Here is an 18,938-nt window from a genome sequence, read left to right as displayed (position 1 = left end):
CAGATTTCATCACGATTGCGCGCAATCACTCCGCATCCGGGTGAGCAGCCATCAGAGAGAGGGGACCAGCCTTGGGCGGTTTCAAGGACTTCATCATGCGGGGCAACCTGGTCGAACTTGCCGTGGCATTCATCATGGCCACGTCGTTCGCCGCGGTCGTCACCGCCTTCACGAACATCATCCTCGAGATCATCGCGAAGGCCGGCGGAGCGCCGAACTTCGACGAGTGGGCACCGGGCGGGTTCACGACCGTCGGTCCGTTCCTGACGGCCGTCGTCGCCTTCCTCATCCTGGCGTTCGTGGTCTACTTCGGGATCGTCAAGCCGTACGAGGCGGTCAAGGCCCGGATGGTCACCCCGGCCGAGGAAGCGGCTGCCGAGACCGCGGAGGAGATCGCGTTGCTACGCGAGATCCGCGACTCCCTACGCTCGGGCAACCAGGCCTGATCGGAACTGGCCGGGATCTCCGGTCGTGAGGGGTGGGAGCCGCCAGCGCCCACCTCTCACGTGCTGCCGGTCCCGCCCCAGTCACGGCCGGATCAGTCACGGTCGACGAGGACGGCGCGGAACGGGGCCACCGCGCTCGCACCGCTCACGCGGGCGGCGTCCTGGGCAGCGACGGCGGCGATCACCACACCCGTGGCGCCCGCCGGGGCCGTCCCGCCGAAGAGCGACGCATCCGCTTCCTGGGCGTCCACGCGGCTCAGGACCAGAGCCCCGGACGTGATCAGCTCGGACTCCAGGACCTGGCCGCCGGAGTCCACCGGGGCCAGGTACAGGTCCAGCAGGTCACCCACCCGCACCAGCTGGGCGAGCGCGGGATCCGCGAGCCGGATCGGGACCACGACCGTGTCAGCCGGCGCCGCAGCCGCCAGACCGGGCCCGACGAGCAGGGTAGGAACCACCGGCATCCCGGGGCTCACCCCGATCGCGAGCGGCGCACCCACCGCCTCCGCCAGCGGCACCGTCTCCGGCGGTGGGTCCCGGACCTGCCGCACCTCCATGTCCGCAGCGGTCAGGACCGACCCCGCCGGGAGGGTGCCGGTCACGACGAGGACGTCCGTGGTCGGTGGCGCCGGGGGCCGTAGGTCTGCGAGAACCAGCACTGCTGCCCACCCCAGACAGGCCGCGGCGAGGACGAATCGGTAACGCCACAGGACGGCGCGCCAGCGGACGGCGGGCGCGCGCGTTCGATGCGTCCTGGTACGGGGTCCCCGGTCGGCTCTCATCAGGGCCGACGGTAATCAGGTCACGCTTGCCGGTGGCCGGCCCGGGTTCGAGCCTGTGGACACGCCGACGTACCGCCGGCTCCTGTGCATGCGGGGAACAACGTTCGGCCACGCCCGGGTTGACGAGCCAGGAGCGTGCGGGACTCAGATCGGTGCGAGCGTCAGTTCGCGGCGGGAGCCGCGGCCTTGCTGCCGCTGCTGGAGGAACCGCCCGAGGAGGAATCGCCCGAGGACGACTTCTTCGAGGAACTGGCGCTCGAGGAGTCGCCCGAGGACGAGCCACCCGACGAGGAGCCGCTCGAGGACTCCGACGGCTTGCTCTTCGACGACGAACCGGCGTCGCTCTTGCCCGCGCCTTCCGAGGACGTCGAGGCGCCGCGCGAGTCCGTGCGGTAGAAGCCGGATCCCTTGAAGACCACACCGACCGGCGAGAACACCTTGCGCAGCCGAGATTCGTGGCAGTTCGGGCACTCGGTGAGCGCGTCGTCGCTGAAGGACTGGTAGATGTCGAACGCGTGGCCGCAGTTCTGGCAGGCGTAGGCGTAGGTCGGCACAGGGTCCTCCGGGATAACCAACAGGCGATCGGGCCGGCGCGTCGCCGACCCGATCACTCATTCTACGCGCCCGCGATGCGTTGCCTCGCGCGCCGTCGGGCGGCCGTTACTCTCGGAGCGTGGCTGGGATCTCCGTTGCTCGACGCATCGCTCTGGCCGTGGCCGTCTTCCTCGTCGTCGTTCTCGTCGCCGGGGTGATCACCACGGTGATCTTCGTGCGCCGTCCGCTGCCCGGTCACGGCGGCACCCAGCAGCTCGACGGACTGACCGGCGAGGTCGAGGTGATGCGCGACGAACTGGGCATCCCGCAGATCTACGCCGACAACGCCGAGGACCTGTTCATGGCCCAGGGTTACGTGCACGCGCAGGACCGGTTCTTCGAGATGGACTACCGCCGCCACGTGACCGCGGGTCGGCTGTCCGAACTCGTGGGCGCCAACGACGCGGCCCTCGAAGCGGACATCGCGACGCGTACCCTCGGCTGGCGCCAGGTCGCCGAGCAGGAGTGGGATCTGCTGGACCCGGCGACCCGCTCCTACCTCAGCGCCTACGCAGACGGCGTGAACGCCTACCTGGACGGTCGCCAGCCCAGTCAACTCGGACTCGAGTACACGGTGCTCGGGATGTCCGTCGAGGTCGACACCATCGAGCCATGGGACCCGATCGACTCGCTCGCGTGGCTCAAGGCGATGGCCTGGGACCTGCGTTCGAACTACGGCCACGAGCTCGCCCGGTCGGCCATCTACGGCCAGGTCGGTGACCTCGACATGGTCGGGGCCCTGTTCCCCGCCTACGACAGCTCGCGGAACCTGCCGATCCTGCCTACGGCCGCCGAGGTCGTCACGCAGCAGGAGGCCGCCGCCGCTGAGGAGGCGCAGGCCCAGGGCATGGACCTGACCGGTGGTGGCGAGGGTGAGGCGGACGCCGGTGCCGGCATCACGCAGGATCCGTACGCGAACGCAAGCAGCGCCGTCGGCGACGTCGCCGCCGCCGCGCAGACCGCCCTGGACGCGATCCCGGCCCTGGTGGGCGCGGGCGATGGCCTTGGCTCGAACTCGTGGGTCATCTCGGGCGAGCACACGGAGTCCGGGCAGCCGCTGCTTGCTAACGACCCCCACCTCGGTCTCGGTGCCCCGGGGATCTGGTACCAGGTCGGCCTGCACTGCAACGAGCTCTCCGAGGACTGCCCGTTCGACGTCGCCGGGTACAGCTTCTCCGGGCTACCCGGGATCGTCATCGGTCAGAACCCGGACCTCGCCTGGGGTCTGACGAACCTGACCTCGGACGCGAGCGACTTCTTCCTGGAGCGGGTCTACGCCGACGGCACCTACCTGCGGGCCGGCGACCGGCTCCCGCTGCTCGAGCGCACCGAGGTGATCGAGGTCAACGGGGGTGACGACGTGACGATCGCGGTCCGCTCCACCCCGCACGGACCGATCGTCTCGGACGCGATCGACAGCACCCGGGCGGCCGGGGACCTGCCGCTGCCCGACGGCTCCCCGCCGACCGGCCTGTCCGGGTACGCGATCTCCCTGAGCTGGACTGCGCTGACCCCGGGTCGGACGGCGGACGCACTGTTCGCCATGAACCGCGCCGCCGACGCGGACGACGTTGCTGAGGCGGCGGCGATCTTCGATTCGCCGTCGCAGAGCTTCGTGTTCGCGACCACTGACGGCGTGATCGGCTACCAGGCGGCCGGTGCCGTGCCGATCCGAGCGGACGTCGCCGGCGCGGTGGTGCCCTCGGACGGGCGGTGGCCGCGGCTGGGCTGGGATCCGGCCTACGACTGGCAGGGCCTGGTGCCGCCCGAGCAGATGCCATCCGTCACCGACCCCGCGGACGGCTTCATCGTCACGGCGAACCAGGCCGTGACCTCGCCCGGGAACGCCCCGGACCTCGCCACCGACGTGGACCGGGGGTACCGGGCCCAGCGGATCCGGGACCTGATCACTGCACAGATCGATGCCGGCGAGCCGTTCACCACGGCGGACATGACCCGGATCCAGCTCGACGAGACCAACCCGTACGCGCAGATGCTCGTCCCCGTGCTGCAACAGATGCGGGTCCAGGACGACTTCGTGGCCGAGGCGCTCGACCTCTTCGACGACTGGGACTACGTCAACGACCCGGACTCGCCCGCGGCGGCCTACTTCGCCGCGGTCTGGACGAACCTGCTCCGGCTGACGTTCTGGGACCAGGTGCCCGAGGCCCAGCGACCCAGTGGGGACAGCCGCTCTCTCGACGTGGTGCGCAACCTGCTCGAGGACCAGGCCAGTCCATGGTGGGATGACCGGGCCACCCTGACCGTGGTGGAGCAGCGGGACGAGATACTGGGGCTCGCCCTGGTCGACGCCCGCGCCCAACTGACCGTCTCGCAGGGCAAGGATCCCGACGACTGGCGCTGGGGTCGCTCCCACCAGATCGCGCCCACGCACGCGCTGCTCGGCGGCGGTGGTGGGGTGCCCGGCATCGTCTCGGACTACTTCAACCCGGATCCGCGCGAGGTCGGCGGGGGCAGCTCATCGGTGAACGCGACCAGCTGGGACGCGAGCGCCTGGGTCGGTGGCTACGCGGACCTGTCCGTGACCGCCGGGCCGTCCATGCGGATGGTCATCGACCTTTCCGACCGGGACGCCTCGACGTGGCAGAACTTCCTGGGCAATTCCGGGCATCCGACCTCGGGCAACTACGACGACCAGTTCGAGCGATGGGTCTCCGGGGAGCCGTACCCGTGGGCGTTCACCCGGGCCGCCGTCGAGGCCAGCCACGACCGGACCCTCACGCTCACGCCACCGGGCTGAGCTGAGCAGAACCGGAGCGGTCCGGAGCCGGCCCGAACCCGCTCACTCGGCGGCGAGGATCAGCCCCTTCGGGGTCAGCACGCCGTCCACCCGGCGATCGTGAGCGGCGACCGGCAGCGGTTCGGTGGAGACCTCGTCGTCGAACAGGATCGCGATGACACGGGCATCCGGGCGGGCGTGCGCGAGCGCGCGGTCGTACCAGCCACCGCCCTGCCCGAGCCGGTTCCCGGCCGCGTCCACACTCAGCGCAGGGGTGAGGATCAGGTCCGCCTCCGCCAGTGCCTCGGCGCCCAGGCCCGGTCCCTCGGGGTCCGGCGGGCGTCCGGGCGCCCGGACCTCGAGTGGGTCCCCGGGACGGTACCGGGCCCAGTCCCGGCTCAGTCCGGGCCCGAGCATCGGCAGCAGGATCGAGATTCCGGCCCGGTCGAGCACGTCCATCAGCGGGGCCGTGTCCGGCTCGCTCCGGCGGGCCGCGTAGGTGGCGACGCACTGCACTCCGACGAGCAGTTCGGTGGCGTGCACGGCGATCGACTCGGCGGCCTCGCGGCGCTCCCGGTCGGACCGTTCCGTGCGGTGCGCACGCACGGAATCACGCATGATCTGCTTGGCGTCCTCCATTTCCAGATGAGCATCACGGGGGAGGGTGTTCGCCACTGACCACATGCCTCCACCTTGTCAGGCCCCGGAGACATTTCGCCACGGATTCGCTGATGGCGAAGAGGGATCTCGGCATCTACTAGCCTTCCCTCATGTCCGACGCAACGATCACCGCGCGGCCCGGGCGGCGGCGATGAAAGCGGTCTCGGAGCATCTGGCCGCCGTGCTCGAGCTCCTTCGTCCGCTGCCGCCGCTCGACGTGGTGCTGCATGACGCCGTCGGGTGTGTCCTCGCGACCGACGTGAGCGCGGCCGCGGACCTGCCCCGCCGCGACCTGGCGGCGCTGGACGGGTATGCCGTCCGGTTCGCCGACATCGACGGCGCGGGCCCGGACCGGCCAGTCGTGCTGCGGGTGCTGGAGGAGATTCGCGCCGGCCAGACCGACCCGACCCGGCTCGTCGCGCACACCTGCGTCCGGATCGCGTCGGGCGCCCCGGTCCCGGCCGAGGCCGACTGCGTGGTGCCGCTCGAGGCGACCGACTCCGGGAGTGCCTCCGTGACGATCACGGCGACCTCCGCCGTCGGCGAGAACATCCGGCGTACCGGCGAGGACCTGCACGACGGCGAGATCGCCCTGGCCTCGGGGGTGCGGATCGGTGCGAGGCAGATCGCGCTGCTCGCCGCGCTGGGCCGCTCGCGCGTGCCGGTGCACCCACGCCCGCGGGTGGTGCTGATCTCCGTGGGGGACGAGCTCGTCGAGCCCGGCCGTAAGGCCGCCGACGGGCAGGTGTTCGACGCGAACGGCCACGCGCTCGCCACCGCCGTCCAGGATGCCGGCGGCACCACGTTCCGGGTGGCCGCGGTCCCCGACGAGCGGGGCGCGTTGCGGGAGACGCTCGAGGACCAGCTCGTGCGCGCCGACCTGATCATCACCACGGGCGGCCTCAGCTACGGAGCCAACGACACCGTCAAGGAGGTGCTCAGCCCGCTCGGCACCGTCCGGTTCGACAACGTGGCGATCACCCCCGGGCGGCAGTTCGGCGTCGGGGTGGTGGGCGAGGACACCCCGATCCTGTGCCTGCCCGGGGACCCGGTCAGTGCGCAGGTCGCCTACGAGGTGTTCGTGCGTCCGGCGCTGCTGGCGATGGCCGGACACGTGGAGATCTACCGGCCGACCGTGTCAGCGCAGATGGCGACGGCGTGGGAGTCGCCGCAGGGCCGGCGCCAGTTCGTCCCGGTCGCGCTCGTCGGGTCGCCGGACCAGGGCTACCTGGCCACGCCGGTCGGACCTCCGGGTGGGCTGCTGCTGACCGCGATGGCACGGGCGAACGCGCTCGCGGTGGTCGCCGAGGACACCACGACGGTCGACGCGGGCACCGACCTGCACTGCCTCGTCCTGGAGAGTTGATGGACCTCGCCTCGGGGGACATCCGGCTACGCCCGTTGCGGCTGCGCGACCGTGTCGCCTGGGACGCGCTGCGGGTGCGCAACGCCGCCTGGCTGCGCCCCTGGGAGGCCACCTCACCCGAGGCGGCAGCGTTCCGACCCACGTTCGCCCAGTACGTGCGCAGCCAGAACCGGGCGGCGCGGCGGGGTGAGGGATACGCCTACGTGATCGAGGTGGGCGGGCAGATGGCCGGGCAGCTGACGATCTCCTCGGTGACCCGCGGCTCGCTGCAGTCCGCCACCATCGGGTACTGGATCGCCGAGGACATGGCCGGCCGCGGGATCGTGCCCGTCTGCGTGGCCCTCGCGACCGACTTCTGCTTCTTCGAGCTCGGGCTGCACCGGGTGGAGATCAACATCCGCCCGGAGAACGCCGCGAGCCTGCGCGTGGTGGCCAAGCTCGGCTTCCGGGACGAAGGGGTCCGGCGGCAGTACCTGCACATCAACGGGACCTGGGCGGACCATCGGTCGTTCGCGTTGACGGTCGACGAGGCGCACGGCGGTCTCACGGCCCGTCAGAGCTGATCTTCCGCGACACGCCGAGCCCGCTCGCCTGTGCCGACACCCCGGCGTTCTACCGTCGGGATGTGAGTTTCGGCGGGTATGCAGTGACGGCGATCCTCATCATGTTCTTCGCCTTCCTGCTGCCGTCGGTGATCCGGTCGAGGCAGGTGGTGCTCGACTCCCGGGTCGAGGACCGCTTCTCCGAGGACCTCCGGGTCGTGGCGAGGGCGGGAGATCCACCCGAACCGAAGGCTGAGCGCAGTAACCGCGGATACGTCCATCGCCCGCGGATCGGACAACCGGAGGCACCCATGCACACGCCAGTGGCACACCGTGATCGGCTCGTGGCCGCCGACGCGCGCCGTGCCGCCGCCGCCCGGGCCGGCCGCGCAGCGGCGGCGAGCCGCCGAGCTGCTGCCGCCCGCCGTCGCCTCGCCCTCACTCTGCTGCTGCTCGGCGTCACGGCCGTGACCTGGACGCTGTTCGCCGTCGCGTCGCTGCCGGTCGCCGCCGCCGTCGTGCCTTCCGTCTTCCTGGTCGCCGTCGTGGTCGCCGGCCGACGCGCCTCGGCCAAGGCCGCCGTCGCGGACGCCCGCTGGCGTGCCGAGGTGACCCGGGACACCCGTGACCCGTTCGCCCCCGTCGGCACCATCGACCGCTCCGAGGCGCCGGTCCGGCACGCGCGGGCCGTCCGCCGTGACAGCGGCGCCGAGCCCGCTCGGACCGCGTCAGCGCCCGGCGAGCGCACCGAGCGGGCCCGCCCGGCAGCCGCCGCGGGCCCCCGACCCAGCCTGCGCATCGACGTCGACCCGGCCTCCCTGCTCCCCGAGGAGCCGGCCGTCACCCACCGGGCCGGACCGGAGCTGCCGGAGGGCGAGGGCTGGACCCCGGTCCCCGTGCCCGTGCCGACCTACACGCTCAAGCCGACCGTCCGCCGTCGGGACGTTGCTCCGTTCGAGACTCAGTCCGAGACCCAGGACGAGCAGGCACCACCGGCTCTCGAGACGGACGCCGAGGAGACCTCCGTCGCGGCGACCGGGACGGACTCGGCCGCACCGAGCACTCCTGCCCAGCCTCCCGCGGACGAGGTCACCCAGGCCGAGGCACCGACCGCCCCGGCCATGAACCTGCAGGCCGTCCTGGCTCGCCGCCGCGCGTCCGGACAGTGATCCCGGCCACGTCCGCGGCGTCGCAACGGGCCCGCCCGAGGTGGTAATCTGAACGTCGTTCTGGGGCTATGGCGCAGTTGGTAGCGCGTCTCGTTCGCAATGAGAAGGTCGGGGGTTCGAATCCCCCTAGCTCCACAGACGAAGGGCCGGATCGTCCAGATCCGGCCCTTCTGTTTTGATTCCGCGGTTTCTTGCCATCGCCCGATGGGCAGGCGTGTGCAGAGGCTCCGGGTGGCAGCGGGACTGACACATCGCTGGCACACAACGCTGGCCTCCGAGGTGGCCACTGGCGGTGGGCAGGTCCGGTGACCTACCGGTGGAGGCTTCCCGTCCACTCCGTCGCCGGACTGCTCGCAGATGAACGATCACTGACCGTCCGGCACCTGAGTGACTTCGTCGCCGAGTCGACGTGATATTTGGCGAGGTTGCCCGAGAGCAGTCGACCGCGCGACACCCGGGAGATTGCGTCGCGCCGCTGCTTCGTGAAGCAAGACGTCAGGAGTGCGATCTATCCAGGCTTCCTCCATACGGCTGAGTGATCCGGGGAGCCGCAGCCCAACGACGGCGTCCAGCACTCGGCCGCGCGCCGGTCACGCGATGACATCGCAGGTGCCCGACCACGAGCCGATGTACGTGTCCTGGAGCTTCCCCCCGCTCGGTTCACGGAAGTTCTTCCAGTAGGACGGCGCGCCCGTGGACAGGTACCAGTCCCCGATGTAGGCCCTGTGCCAGTTGCCGCTCCCGGTGCGCCACCAGATGTGCCAGAAGTAGTTGTTGTTGATGCCGCAGCGCGCGGAGGGGTCCCAGCCCCAGCTTCGGATCTGGACGCTGTCGCCGTTGTAGAGGACCCAGATCGAGTTGGTCAGGCGGTCCCTGACTTGAACGCCACCGGGAGGGGCGCTGGTTATCGTCGTGCACACTGCGGCCATGTTCGACTGCGGCGCGCAGTGCCACAGGCTCGCGGCCTGTGCCGAGGGTGGGTTCCCCATGCCGATCGCGAGCATCGCCGCTGCCGCGAACGCGATGATGCCTGTCCGTCTTGTTCGTTGTTTCATGTCAACCCTCCGGTGAATGATCCTCGAGCCTCGTCGTAGGGGCGACGCCCCGGCATCGGCCAATGGGTTGAACATCTTGATGCGGGCTCGTTCGCGCACGGCATGGTCCGAGATGGGGACGCGAGGGCGTGCATTCACGGAATGACGTGAACGCACAACGGCGATCCTCCGGTGCCGCTGGTCGGAGGTGTGCGAGAGCCATGGCGCGGCCTAGGCATCGGCGCGCCGTCCTGCGGACGCGGCGTGCGTGAGCCGGAGGCCTCGTGTTGACTCAGCGAGCCAGGGCGGCGATCACCGTGGTGCAGACGAGCTCTGGTGCTTCGTCGGCCGTGATCTCGCCGCGGTGAACGGCGGCCGAGGCACCGTGCAGGATGGCCTGGATGACGCTGAGCTGCCAGTCGATCGGGACGTCGGCCCGGAACTCGCCCAGTTCGCGTCCGCGCTCGAGCAGGCGGCGCGCGCGGGCGAACGGCTCGTCGTGCAGGCGGCGCAACTGCTCAGGCGATAGCGCGTCAGAAGCGGCGACCACGAGAGCCCCGAAGCGATGGGTCAGCCGCCAGGACGTCACCAGCAGTCTGCCGAGCGCGCCATTGGGATCGCCGTCGAGATCCACGGTCGCGAGTTCCTGTTGCGCGTGGGCGATGGCCCGCCCCGCGACGTCACGGAGCAGTGCCGCACGGGAGTCGAAGTGGCCGTAGAGGGTGATCCGTCCCACGCCGGCCTCCTTGGCGATCTCGTTGAGGCTCGCATCGGGGTTGACGGCCAGCAATCGGGTCGCGGCCTCGATGATCGCCTCGATGTTCCGCAGCGCATCGGCACGCTTCGGGCGAGCAGGTGCGCCGTCCTCGACCTGCTCGCTCTCCGCCTGGGTCCGGGCCATCGACCTACCTCCAATAGCGAACAGTGATGTTCAGGTTATCAGATACCAAGTCGTACATGGATGTTCTTGTTAGTCGTAAACTCCGCGTACGGCACACATGAGGCGTGCGTACCCAGGGTGGAGGGAATGGTCATGTCGACGTTCGCGGTCATCTCAGCACCCTCGTCGCTGGGCCTCTCCACGGATGGCGTCGCGCAGCTGCCGCAGGCGCTGCTCGACGCCGGGCTGGGCGAGCAGATCGATGCCGGGGTTGTCGGCGAGGTCGCGGTGCCGCCGCGGTTCGGCCTGGACGCGGTGATCGGGTTGCTGAACCCGGACGGGGTGCGCGAGTTCGCGCTGCGGCTCGCCGCAACTACGGCTGAGGTGCTCGACAGCGGCCGTGTGCCCGTGATCCTCGGCGGCGACTGCTCCATCGTGCTGGGACCGCTGCTCGCCCTGCGGCGACGAGGACGGTACGGCCTGCTGTTCATCGACGGCCATGCCGACTTCTACCAGCCGGCCGCCGAGCCCCTGGGAGAGGTCGCGTCGATGGACCTCGCCCTGGCGACAGGTCGCGGACCATCCGTCCTCGCCGACCTCGGCGGCCTCGGCCCGCTCGTGAGGGACTCCGACGTCGTGCAGTTCGGCCGCCGCGACGCGGCCGAGGCTGCGGCGGACGGCAGCCAGCGCATCGAGGACACCGACATCCTCGTCGTCGACCTGGCCACGGTCTCATGCCTCGGTACGGAGCAGGCGACCAGCACGGCGCTCGCCCACCTTGACCGCGTCGACCTGCACGGCATCTGGGTTCACGTCGACTGCGACGTGCTCGACGACGACGTGATGCCGGCCGTGGACTACCGGCTTCCCGGCGGGCTGGGCTGGGACGACCTCGCTCAGGTCCTGCGTTCGACATTCGATACCGGGCGGGTCGTCGGGATCGATGTGACGATCTTCAACCCCACTCTCGACCTGGACGGATCGATCGCCAGTTGCCTCGTGGACTGCCTCGCCCGGGGCCTCGGCGATCCGACCTGACCCGTTGTCACAGCGAGACGGCCCGCGTGCCGGGACTGGGCTGTACCTTATCGGGCGAATCCGGGCATCTGGTCTGGAGCGATCAGCGGTCCGCTGAACTGGATGTGCGCCCTCTGCCACTCGTCGACCCGCCTGGCGACGACGCCCAGCCGGAACGATGCGCTGGTGTCGTGTCCCCGTGCGGTGGTCTCCTGGTTCAACGTCGCGACGACGACCGCCGTGTCGCCGTAGCTCCGCACGGCAGCGTCGCTGACGGCGAACGCGCGGTTGTCGATGTCGCCGCTGCGGTGGCGGGCGGTCCATTGGTCTCGGGTGAGGACGAGTCCGACGGGTCCGATGCCCGTGAAGTCCTCGGTGAGAAGCGATGAGACGGCGTCGGCGTCGCCGGCCAGTTCGGCGGCGGCTCATCGGTCGACGAGGGCGAAGATCTGAGCGTGAGATGTCGTGGTATCCATGAAACCAGCCCCGGTCCGGTTCCGGACTCGGGCATCGGCCGAAGGGTTGAGCTTCCTCCCTGTGCGGCGATGTCAACCACGCGTCCGGTGCACATCGATTGCATGCGTGCATCACGGGAGTCGCCGTCGCGCGGCTCGCCGGCGCAGCGCCCGTTTCACCATCGGCACCGCGAAGGTCACGGCGATCAGTCCGAGGGTGACCCAGATCGCCTGGCGCTCGATCAGTAGGACGATCTCGACGGCACCTTGTCCTAGTGCGTAGCCGAGCCCGGCGACGAGCGCGGTCGTGACGAGCGCGCCGAGAGCGTCGAGGGCGAGGAATGTCCCTAGGCGCATGCCGGTCCAGCCTGCCAGCATCGTCATGATCACGCCGGGGACGCCGGGCAGCGGGGCCGCGACGAGGGCCAGGCGCAGCAGCCAGGGGTTGACGCGTCCGGCGCGCTCGGTGAGGCGATCGGCCCTCTCCCGGGTGGTGAAGTAGCCGATGAGGCCGGGTCCCCATCGCCGTCCGGCCCACCAGGTGAGCCAGTCGAACTTCACGATGCCCAGTGTGCCGGCGACGACGACCAGCCACAGCGGCACCTCGCCGATCCGCGCGAAAGCGGCCGCCGCCCCGATCTCCGCCGGCCCGCCGTTCAAGAACTCGAGCAGCACGGGGTTGGAGGCGATCAGGAACGGCCGGATCGCGCGCATCCCGAACCCGAACACGACCACGGCCCCGATGGCCGCCAGCAGTTGCCAGTCGGCCGCCGCGGGGCGGCCACGCCACGGCACCCAGAGCCGCCACGACAGCGGACTCACGCCTGATTGACGCATGCTCGCCTCTTATTCTCTCGAATGGGCGTTCGCGTCCACGTCGCGAGCGGGATTCCAGGAGAAGAGGGCCTTGGTCGTCATGGATGCGCCCAGGCGGAGGTAGAACCGGTGCGCGGCCTCGTTGTCGCTGCGGGCGCCCCACACGATCGTGAGCTGCTCCGGTGCCGCGAGGTCGGCGACGGCGAGCATCAGGTCTCGGCCGACGCCGCGGTCACGGGCTTCGGGTCGCACCCACAGGTCGTCCAGGGCAAGGAGGTTCGCGCCAGACCAGAGGTGGAATCGGCGCGTCGTCGACGCATATCCGGCCGGATGCCCGCCATCGAACGCCAGCAGCACCTGGACGTCGGGACGAGCGAGGGCGATCCGCCAGTCGGCGGCGGTCGCGTGGACATGATCGCCCTGATGCGCGGCGATCTCCCTCACCATCGTGTCGACGAGAGCGGAATCCTGCTCCGTGGCTGGTCGGATCCGGACGTCTGCGGAGGTGGTCACGGGACTCTCTCCTTCCGATCTGCATCGTGTGCGGGAGGCGGAGCGGCGTGCCGTTGCTCGCCGCTCGACCTCGGACGTCAACGCGCGGAGGTCCGTCGGCCCTTGCCCGGCTTGGCTACCGCGAGCCAGGCCGCGACGAGCAGGGCCGCCACGTCCCACGTCCGTCCCGCGATCAGCGCGGCGTCGCTCAGCTCACTATCGGGGCTGATGACGGTGGCACCCACGACGATGACCGACAGGAACGACAGCTTCGCGACAACCACGGATACCGGAACACGTCGTGATGAGTGCGAGCAGTGCGGGCCTCGGCAGGCGACCGCTCGTCCGCGTTCTGGCAGCGGGTCCGAGGGCCGGACTGGTGTTCATCTCGGCATCCCCTGTAACGCGGTCATGCCGGCGTCACTCTGCGAGAGGGCTGAACTGGACGCCCGCGAGCCGCCATATATCCCGCTCGTGCACCCAGGTCTGAGAGACGCGCGTGGCCACCCGCACGTCCCGTCCCGACGACTCTGCGTGGTTGTGCTGCACAGACCGCACGATCGCAGCGTCGCCGAACAGGCGCGCTTCGAGGTCGTCCACCTGCAGCTCGTGGTAACGGAAGAATGCATGCCGGTCGATCCACTGCCACTTGTCGAGGAGGAACCCGCGCGGGCCGATGGACAGGAAATCGTCATGGAGCAGCTCGTCCAGCACCGCTCCGCTCGGTCGTCCGCGAGCTCGGCTTTGTCGAATCGATGCTGAGCGTCGAGCACCGCGTGCTGCGCGTCCACGGGGACTTCCGCTCAGCTGCGGCGGGGCTGGTAGGTGTGCAGGACGATGCCGCTGGGGAACGGAGTGGCCTCGACGAGGTTCAAGTAGCGCGACTGCGTCAGCTGGCCGAACAGCGGCTGCCCGGTGCCGAGGGCCAGCGGCTGGATCAGGAGGCGGTACTCGTCGATCAGGTCGGCTGCGGCCAGTGCGCCGGCCAGCCTGCTGCCGCCCCAGACGATGGCGTCCGCATCGCCTTGCTCCTTGATGGCGGCGATCTCGGTCGCGAGGTCGCCTCGGGCGACATAGGTGTCGGGCCAGGGAGCCTCGGCGTCGCTGAGGGTGGTCGAGAACACGACCTTCGGGATGTCGTTCATCGGTGCCGCATACGGGTCGTCGGAATGCGGCCAGTACGACGACATCTCCTGATAGGTGACGCGACCCATCAGATGGGCACCGGCCTTGGTGATCTGATCCAGCTTCCACTGCTTGAGCTCGGGGCCCTCGGGCACCGCCATTCCCGGGTGGTCGCGGTCGCCGCCGACGAACCCGTCCAGCGACATCGACATGTACAAAGTCACGCTTCTCATCTGTTCCCTCAATCCGATCTGTGCGTGTGGTGCCTCTGATGTGACCAGGCTCCAGGACCCGCGGACGCCGAGCGTCGGGCAATGGGTTGATCTTCGGGTTTGGGCGTCGAATGCACGGAAGGGCTCATCGGTCCTCGACCTGCATCGCAGTCCGTCGCGAGGGCCGGATGCTCGTCGTCCGACGTGGCACGACGGGATGTCATCGTGGTGGACCGTCCTCGGGAATCGGGAGCCGAGATTGGCTGTGGGCGATCGCCGCGAGTTCGGTGCGGTTGCCGATCCCGAGCTTGGCGAACACGTGGTAGAGGTGGGTCTTCACGGTCGCGCGGCTGACGACGAGTTCGCGAGCGATGTCGGGGTTGGTGCGCCCCTGGGCGGCGATTTGCGCGACAGCGAGTTCGGCTGGGGTGAGGCTGGCCCATCCTGTGCCCGGGCGTGCCGGACGCCGTCTGCCCCGTTGGGCGAGATCGCAGGCCTCGTCGACGCGGGTGACGAGGCCGTGTCGCCATGCCTCGTCGAAGGGCCTGCTTCCCAGGCGTTCGCTCAGGTCGGTGAACAGCAGATCGTGGTCGTGGTCGCCGCCCGCGGAACGGGGATAGTGCATCGCCTCTCTCGCCGCCGTGCTGGAGGCGAGCAGTCGCGCGGCATCGGCGGGTCGTTCACGAGCCTGGCATCGGGCCAGGGCGTCGAGGCTGTCGGGGATGAATGTGCGGAGGCCGGAACGGATCCTGATGTCGAGTGCGCGCTGGTGCAGGCTCTCCGCGAACGGGCTGTCGGTGGACACGAGATGTGCGCGCTGCTCGGCGAGGTTGGCGACGAAGTCGGGGGCCGTGATCGGCAGGTGCTGTCCGCGCTCCGCCAGGGCCGTCGCCTCGGTGATGCGCCCGAGTCGCCGCAGCGCCTCGACCGCACCGGGGAGGCAGCGGGCTGCGGTCCAGTCCGGCCGCCCCGGCGTCAGCCGCGCCAGTCCTCGATCGAACCAGCGCTGCGCTTCCTCCCACCCGCCTGCTCGCAGGTACGAGTATCCGATGGGCACCGGAAGGCCGACGACGTCGATGTCGGGCCTCGAGTCGGTGACGTCGATGAGCGGTGCCATGATCCGCAGCACGCCGTCGTGGTCTCCGCTGAGCGCCATCGCCAGTGCGAGGTTCGCCGTGAGCGTGCCGACGCAGAAGTAGTCGCCGAGCGGTGCCGCCAACGCGATCGCGTCGTGCCCCAGCCGGATCGCGTCCGCCAAATGCCCTGTCTGCATCGCGCCGAACTGCTCGACCCCGAGCGCGAAGGCGGTGCAGAAACGGTCGCCGCGTGCCCGTGCGCGCGCCGAGGCAGGGGCGGCGAGCTCGCGCGCTTCATCATGGCGTTCGCGCGCGGTCAGGCTGTACGCCGCCAGGATGAGCCCGAAGTCCTCGACCAGCGGATCCCCGGCACGTCCGCCCAGTTCAGAGGCGGCACGGCTCTCGCGCTCGCATGCCTCGTGGTCGTAGAAAGACGCCTCGTACGCGTCGACGAGCCCGAAGCGTGCCCGCGCCAGGAGGTTCTCCTCGGTGGTCGCACTGTGCGGTGCCAGTGCCGGTGCACGTCGGCCGGCGACGATGTCGATCAGTGCGAGGTCGCTTTCCAAGAGCGGCTGCAGGCCGTCGTCGGGCTCGACGGTCGACGCGATCGCCCGGGTCATCAGCGGGCGCGCCAGATCGCTGCGGCTGCGGAGGAACCAGGGTGTGACCATCAGTTGGGCCAGTCGCCGACCCGATGCCTGGCGTCGATCGTCGGCCTGCAGCGCCCAGTCCAGTGCGGTTGCCGCGTCGGGTTCGATCTCGTCGAACAGCCGCAGGGCGGCGTCCTGGTCGCTGCGCAGCAGCTGCTCGACGGCGTGGAGGCGGCCCAGGCACCAGTCCAGGTGCCTGTCCCGCGTCTGCGCGAAGCCGCCGGTCTCGGCCAGACGATCGCCAGCGTATTCGCGGACCGTGTCGAGCAGCCGGAACCGTGCTTGTTCGCCGTCGCGGGCGGCGATGATGATGAGAGATTTGTCGACGAGTCGGGCGAGCAGCTGGATGGTCTCGCCGTCCTCGGGGGAGATCTCGCACACCTCGTCCACGGCGGGGATGCCGAAGTCGCCGACGAAGACAGCGAGGCAGCCAAGGACGCTGCGCTCCTGGCCTTCGAGGAGGTCGTAGCTCCACGCCATGGACGCTTCCAGAGTCCGGTGCCGAGGGATGCTGCGGCGCATGCCGCCCGTGAGCAGGCGGAACCGGTCATCGAGCCCGGCGAGGATCTGCGCAGGGGAGAGCATCCGCGTCCACGCCGCGGCCAGCTCGATCGCCAGTGGCAGCCCGTCCAGCCGCGCGCAGATCGCCGCCGCCTCGGGAGCGTGCGGCGGCAGGTCCTGGGCGACCGAACGGGCGCGCTCCATGAACAGCTGCGCGGCGTCGTCGGCGTTCAGGGCCGGGACTCTCCATACGGTCTCTCCGGGCACGCTCAGCGGTTCCCGGCTCGTCGCCACCACGGAGATGCCCGGGCATTCCGTCAGGATGTGCTCGACCAGGTCGGCGACCGGGTCGAGCAGATGTTCGCAGGCGTCGAGGACGAGGATCACTCGCCTGTTCCGGATCCGTGCCACCAGCGCCGCCACCGGATCGCGTTTGCCCGCCTCGAGGTGCACGCCCAGCTCCCGCGCGCACGAACGAAGGAGTGTGGTCGCGTCCGGAGCCGAGGCGAGGTCCAGCCAACGCAGTTCGTCAGCTCCTGCGGGTGGGTCCACCGGCAGCACGACGCGTCGAGCGCTCAGCTCTGCAGCAAGCCTCGTCTTCCCGCAGCCCCCGGGCCCCGCGATGGTCACGAGGCGATGAGAGGCGATCAGCACCGTCAGCTCTGCGAGCTCCGCCCGGCGGCCGACCATCGATGGCGCAGCCGTCCGGAGATTGTGTGGGATCTGCTCGGTCACAGAACTCTCCTTCTGTGACGAGGCCAGACCACGACGACGACACCGGCGACCACAGCGACCGCGGCGGCGAACCAGTACCCCGGGGCGAAGGCGGAGAAGCTCGGCGTCACCAGGGCAGCGGCCGCGACGCTGGAGACCGCGGACACCCCTGTCGCGGCACCGAACTCGTGGAAGGTGCTCAGTGCTCCGGACGCGACGCCGGCCTCCTGCGGCTGCACCACCGAGAACATGCTCGCCGATGCGGCGACGAACGCGGCTCCGATCCCGAACCCGGAGATGCTGGTGGCGACGATGAGAACCGTCATCGAGAAGATCGCCGCCGAGGCCGCGAGCCCCAGCGCCGCGATCAGGAGGCCGGCGACGGCGACCGTTCTCACGCCCCAGCCGGTCACGGCGCGGCCGGCCAGGTTCGACCCGAGGATCGTGCCCAGCGCGACCGGGAGGAACGACAGACCGGTCTCCAGCGCGGTGAAGCCGTGCAGGTGCTGCAGGGCGAACGAGCCCAGGAAGAACACCGAGATCATCAGCGCCGTCGCCACCAGGATCAACCCCAGCCCTGCCAGCACCGGCCCCCGCTTCAGCAGGTCCGGGGTCACCAGCGGTGCCGACGCGGTAAGGATCCGCCATCCGAAGAGGAGGTATCCCCCGAGGCCCACCAGCACCGAGACGAGCGTCGGGGCGCTGAGCCAGCCGTGATCGCCTGCGGCGACCAGACCGTACACGACAGCAGCGGTTGCGGTCGTGAACAGCGCCGCCCCGATCACGTCCATGCGTCCGCCCGAGCCGGGAAGCGGACGGACGGTCCACAGGAGGCCGATCAGCAGCACCACGCCGACAGGGACGTTCACGAAGAACACCCACGGCCATCCGGGACCTGCCGTCAGTACCCCGCCCAGAAGCACGCCGAGCGCTGCCCCTGCGCCGCCCAGAGCCGACCAGACGCCCAGCGCCCGGTTCAGCTCAGCACCGGTGAAGGTCCGCACGATCACGGACAGGGCGGCGGGGGACATGACCGCCGCGCCGACGCCCTGCAGCGCCCGCGCGATCAGCAGCACCTCGCCAGTGCCCGAGAAGCCCGCCAGCAGGGACGCCGCGACGAACACGGACAGGCCGGCCAGCACGACTCGACGCGGCCCGAGGATGTCCGCAGCCTTGCCTCCCAGCAGCATCAGTCCCCCGAACATCAGCGCGTAGACGCTCGCCACCCACGCGGTACCCGCCCGGTCCAACCCGAGATCGCCGCTCATCACCGGCAATGCGATCGCGACGACCGTCACGTCCACGATCAGCATTAGCTGCGCCACACCCAGCAGCCCCAGCGTCCGCCAGCGTCGCGGGTCCAGAACCCCATCCGCCGCACTCGTGCCGCCGGGAGTCGTCATCCTCGTCATCCTCGTCATCCTCTCCAATAACCTGAACAGCGGTGTTCGACTAACATAACCTGAACATGGATGTTCGACAAGAGGGATCTTGCTCGGGCTTCGCTGTTCGGGACGACCTGGGAGGAACCGAGCGCGAGGCCTTCGCTGCCGTGCTGAGGAAGCACGGCGTGGAGGTGCTGCGGCCGCGACTGCTGACGGACGCGGAGAACCGGGCGGCCGGGGACCGCGGCTATGCGACCGTCTTCGCCCGGGACCCGTTCTTCA

19 protein-coding genes, 1 tRNA gene and 1 pseudogene are annotated in these 18,938 nt (G+C 70.1%); 8 read left to right on the top strand and 13 right to left on the bottom strand.

Annotated elements, in window-relative coordinates; translation table 11 throughout:
- The first annotated feature begins 71 nt into the window (after positions 1 to 71).
- Entirely contained in the window at positions 72 to 446 is a 375-nt protein-coding gene (locus HALOF300_RS09510; protein ID WP_156740712.1) for an MscL family protein, read from the top strand.
- Positions 447 to 538: 92 nt separating this feature from the next.
- Here HALOF300_RS09510 and HALOF300_RS09505 read toward each other — a convergent pair whose 3' ends face one another.
- Positions 539 to 1,105, bottom strand: a complete 567-nt coding sequence (locus HALOF300_RS09505) for an SAF domain-containing protein (protein ID WP_156740711.1) — start codon at positions 1,103 to 1,105, stop codon at positions 539 to 541.
- 258 nt (positions 1,106 to 1,363) lie between these two features.
- Here HALOF300_RS09505 and HALOF300_RS27625 point away from each other — a divergent pair, with 258 nt between their 5' ends.
- Positions 1,364 to 1,624, top strand: a complete 261-nt coding sequence (locus HALOF300_RS27625) for a hypothetical protein (protein WP_331716219.1) — start codon at positions 1,364 to 1,366, stop codon at positions 1,622 to 1,624.
- Positions 1,625 to 1,686: 62 nt separating this feature from the next.
- On the opposite strand, the pseudogene HALOF300_RS27620 reads toward HALOF300_RS27625, so the two are convergent.
- A pseudogene (locus HALOF300_RS27620) lies at positions 1,687 to 1,782 on the bottom strand (FmdB family zinc ribbon protein); the annotation flags it as partial.
- A gap of 119 nt (positions 1,783 to 1,901) precedes the next feature.
- On the opposite strand from HALOF300_RS27620, the gene HALOF300_RS09495 reads away from it, so the two are divergent.
- The gene (locus tag HALOF300_RS09495; RefSeq protein ID WP_231955181.1) at positions 1,902 to 4,583 is read left to right on the top strand and encodes a penicillin acylase family protein; all 2,682 of its coding nucleotides are present in this window, start codon (positions 1,902 to 1,904) and stop codon (positions 4,581 to 4,583) included.
- Positions 4,584 to 4,625: 42 nt separating this feature from the next.
- Here HALOF300_RS09495 and HALOF300_RS09490 read toward each other — a convergent pair whose 3' ends face one another.
- The gene (locus HALOF300_RS09490; RefSeq protein WP_231955179.1) at positions 4,626 to 5,201 is read right to left on the bottom strand and encodes a 5-formyltetrahydrofolate cyclo-ligase; all 576 of its coding nucleotides are present in this window, start codon (positions 5,199 to 5,201) and stop codon (positions 4,626 to 4,628) included.
- 172 nt (positions 5,202 to 5,373) lie between these two features.
- Between HALOF300_RS09490 and HALOF300_RS09485 the strand changes: the two genes are divergently transcribed.
- From HALOF300_RS09485 to HALOF300_RS09470, 4 genes are all read left to right on the top strand, one after another.
- On the top strand, positions 5,374 to 6,588 hold the full coding sequence (locus HALOF300_RS09485; protein ID WP_156740708.1) for a molybdopterin molybdotransferase MoeA: 1,215 nt from the start codon (positions 5,374 to 5,376) through the stop codon (positions 6,586 to 6,588).
- Complete coding sequence (locus HALOF300_RS09480) at positions 6,588 to 7,151, top strand: GNAT family N-acetyltransferase (RefSeq protein ID WP_156740707.1); 564 nt, start codon at positions 6,588 to 6,590, stop codon at positions 7,149 to 7,151. Before HALOF300_RS09485 ends, HALOF300_RS09480 begins: the two co-directional genes overlap by 1 nt.
- Positions 7,152 to 7,213: 62 nt before the next feature.
- Positions 7,214 to 8,299 carry a hypothetical protein gene (locus HALOF300_RS09475; RefSeq protein WP_156740706.1) on the top strand — a complete coding sequence of 362 codons (1,086 nt, stop codon included), beginning with the start codon at positions 7,214 to 7,216 and terminating at the stop codon, positions 8,297 to 8,299.
- Between the two features lie 62 nt (positions 8,300 to 8,361).
- A tRNA-Ala gene (locus HALOF300_RS09470) sits at positions 8,362 to 8,434 on the top strand.
- A 455-nt stretch (positions 8,435 to 8,889) separates the two neighbouring features.
- Here the strand turns inward: HALOF300_RS09470 and HALOF300_RS09465 are convergent.
- Positions 8,890 to 9,354, bottom strand: a complete 465-nt coding sequence (locus HALOF300_RS09465; RefSeq protein WP_156740705.1) for a hypothetical protein — start codon at positions 9,352 to 9,354, stop codon at positions 8,890 to 8,892.
- A gap of 271 nt (positions 9,355 to 9,625) precedes the next feature.
- Positions 9,626 to 10,234, bottom strand: a complete 609-nt coding sequence (locus tag HALOF300_RS09460; RefSeq protein WP_156740704.1) for a TetR/AcrR family transcriptional regulator — start codon at positions 10,232 to 10,234, stop codon at positions 9,626 to 9,628.
- A 132-nt stretch (positions 10,235 to 10,366) separates the two neighbouring features.
- Between HALOF300_RS09460 and HALOF300_RS09455 the strand changes: the two genes are divergently transcribed.
- Entirely contained in the window at positions 10,367 to 11,251 is an 885-nt protein-coding gene (locus HALOF300_RS09455) for an arginase family protein (protein ID WP_156740703.1), read from the top strand.
- Between the two features lie 47 nt (positions 11,252 to 11,298).
- Here the strand turns inward: HALOF300_RS09455 and HALOF300_RS27720 are convergent, their stop codons facing one another.
- From HALOF300_RS27720 to HALOF300_RS09415, 8 genes are all read right to left on the bottom strand, one after another.
- On the bottom strand, positions 11,299 to 11,643 hold the full coding sequence (locus tag HALOF300_RS27720; protein ID WP_156740753.1) for a nuclear transport factor 2 family protein: 345 nt from the start codon (positions 11,641 to 11,643) through the stop codon (positions 11,299 to 11,301).
- A gap of 174 nt (positions 11,644 to 11,817) precedes the next feature.
- The gene (locus HALOF300_RS09445) at positions 11,818 to 12,507 is read right to left on the bottom strand and encodes a DedA family protein (RefSeq protein WP_197522435.1); all 690 of its coding nucleotides are present in this window, start codon (positions 12,505 to 12,507) and stop codon (positions 11,818 to 11,820) included.
- Positions 12,508 to 12,531: 24 nt separating this feature from the next.
- On the bottom strand, positions 12,532 to 13,014 hold the full coding sequence (locus tag HALOF300_RS09440; RefSeq protein WP_197522434.1) for a GNAT family N-acetyltransferase: 483 nt from the start codon (positions 13,012 to 13,014) through the stop codon (positions 12,532 to 12,534).
- Positions 13,015 to 13,091: 77 nt separating this feature from the next.
- Positions 13,092 to 13,277: a hypothetical protein gene (locus tag HALOF300_RS09435; RefSeq protein ID WP_156740701.1), complete on the bottom strand. Its 186-nt coding sequence runs from the start codon at positions 13,275 to 13,277 to the stop codon at positions 13,092 to 13,094.
- Positions 13,278 to 13,413: 136 nt separating this feature from the next.
- Entirely contained in the window at positions 13,414 to 13,707 is a 294-nt protein-coding gene (locus HALOF300_RS09430; protein WP_197522433.1) for a nuclear transport factor 2 family protein, read from the bottom strand.
- 89 nt (positions 13,708 to 13,796) lie between these two features.
- Positions 13,797 to 14,351, bottom strand: coding sequence for a dihydrofolate reductase family protein (locus tag HALOF300_RS09425; RefSeq protein ID WP_156740700.1), 555 nt, complete (start codon positions 14,349 to 14,351; stop codon positions 13,797 to 13,799).
- Positions 14,352 to 14,550: 199 nt separating this feature from the next.
- A complete protein-coding gene (locus HALOF300_RS27310) occupies positions 14,551 to 17,292 on the bottom strand; it encodes a helix-turn-helix transcriptional regulator (protein ID WP_156740699.1) in 2,742 nt (913 codons plus the stop codon).
- Complete coding sequence (locus tag HALOF300_RS09415) at positions 17,289 to 18,674, bottom strand: MFS transporter (protein WP_156740698.1); 1,386 nt, start codon at positions 18,672 to 18,674, stop codon at positions 17,289 to 17,291. The genes HALOF300_RS27310 and HALOF300_RS09415 overlap by 4 nt, the downstream gene beginning before the upstream one ends.
- Positions 18,675 to 18,938: the final 264 nt, after the last annotated feature.

The organism is Occultella aeris, from assembly GCF_902703175.1.
Lineage (GTDB): Bacteria > Actinomycetota > Actinomycetes > Actinomycetales > Beutenbergiaceae > Occultella > Occultella aeris.
This window is presented reverse-complemented; position numbering and strand designations above follow the sequence as displayed.

Coding starts and splice junctions, on each gene's coding strand:
- HALOF300_RS09490 (WP_231955179.1), bottom strand. CDS start 5,201: ATGGAGGACGCCAAGCAGATCATGCGTGATTCCGTGCGTGCGCACCGC.
- HALOF300_RS09485 (WP_156740708.1), top strand. CDS start 5,374: ATGAAAGCGGTCTCGGAGCATCTGGCCGCCGTGCTCGAGCTCCTTCGT.
- HALOF300_RS09480 (WP_156740707.1), top strand. CDS start 6,588: ATGGACCTCGCCTCGGGGGACATCCGGCTACGCCCGTTGCGGCTGCGC.
- HALOF300_RS09465 (WP_156740705.1), bottom strand. CDS start 9,354: ATGAAACAACGAACAAGACGGACAGGCATCATCGCGTTCGCGGCAGCG.
- HALOF300_RS09460 (WP_156740704.1), bottom strand. CDS start 10,234: ATGGCCCGGACCCAGGCGGAGAGCGAGCAGGTCGAGGACGGCGCACCT.
- HALOF300_RS09455 (WP_156740703.1), top strand. CDS start 10,367: ATGTCGACGTTCGCGGTCATCTCAGCACCCTCGTCGCTGGGCCTCTCC.
- HALOF300_RS09425 (WP_156740700.1), bottom strand. CDS start 14,351: ATGAGAAGCGTGACTTTGTACATGTCGATGTCGCTGGACGGGTTCGTC.
- HALOF300_RS09415 (WP_156740698.1), bottom strand. CDS start 18,674: ATGACGACTCCCGGCGGCACGAGTGCGGCGGATGGGGTTCTGGACCCG.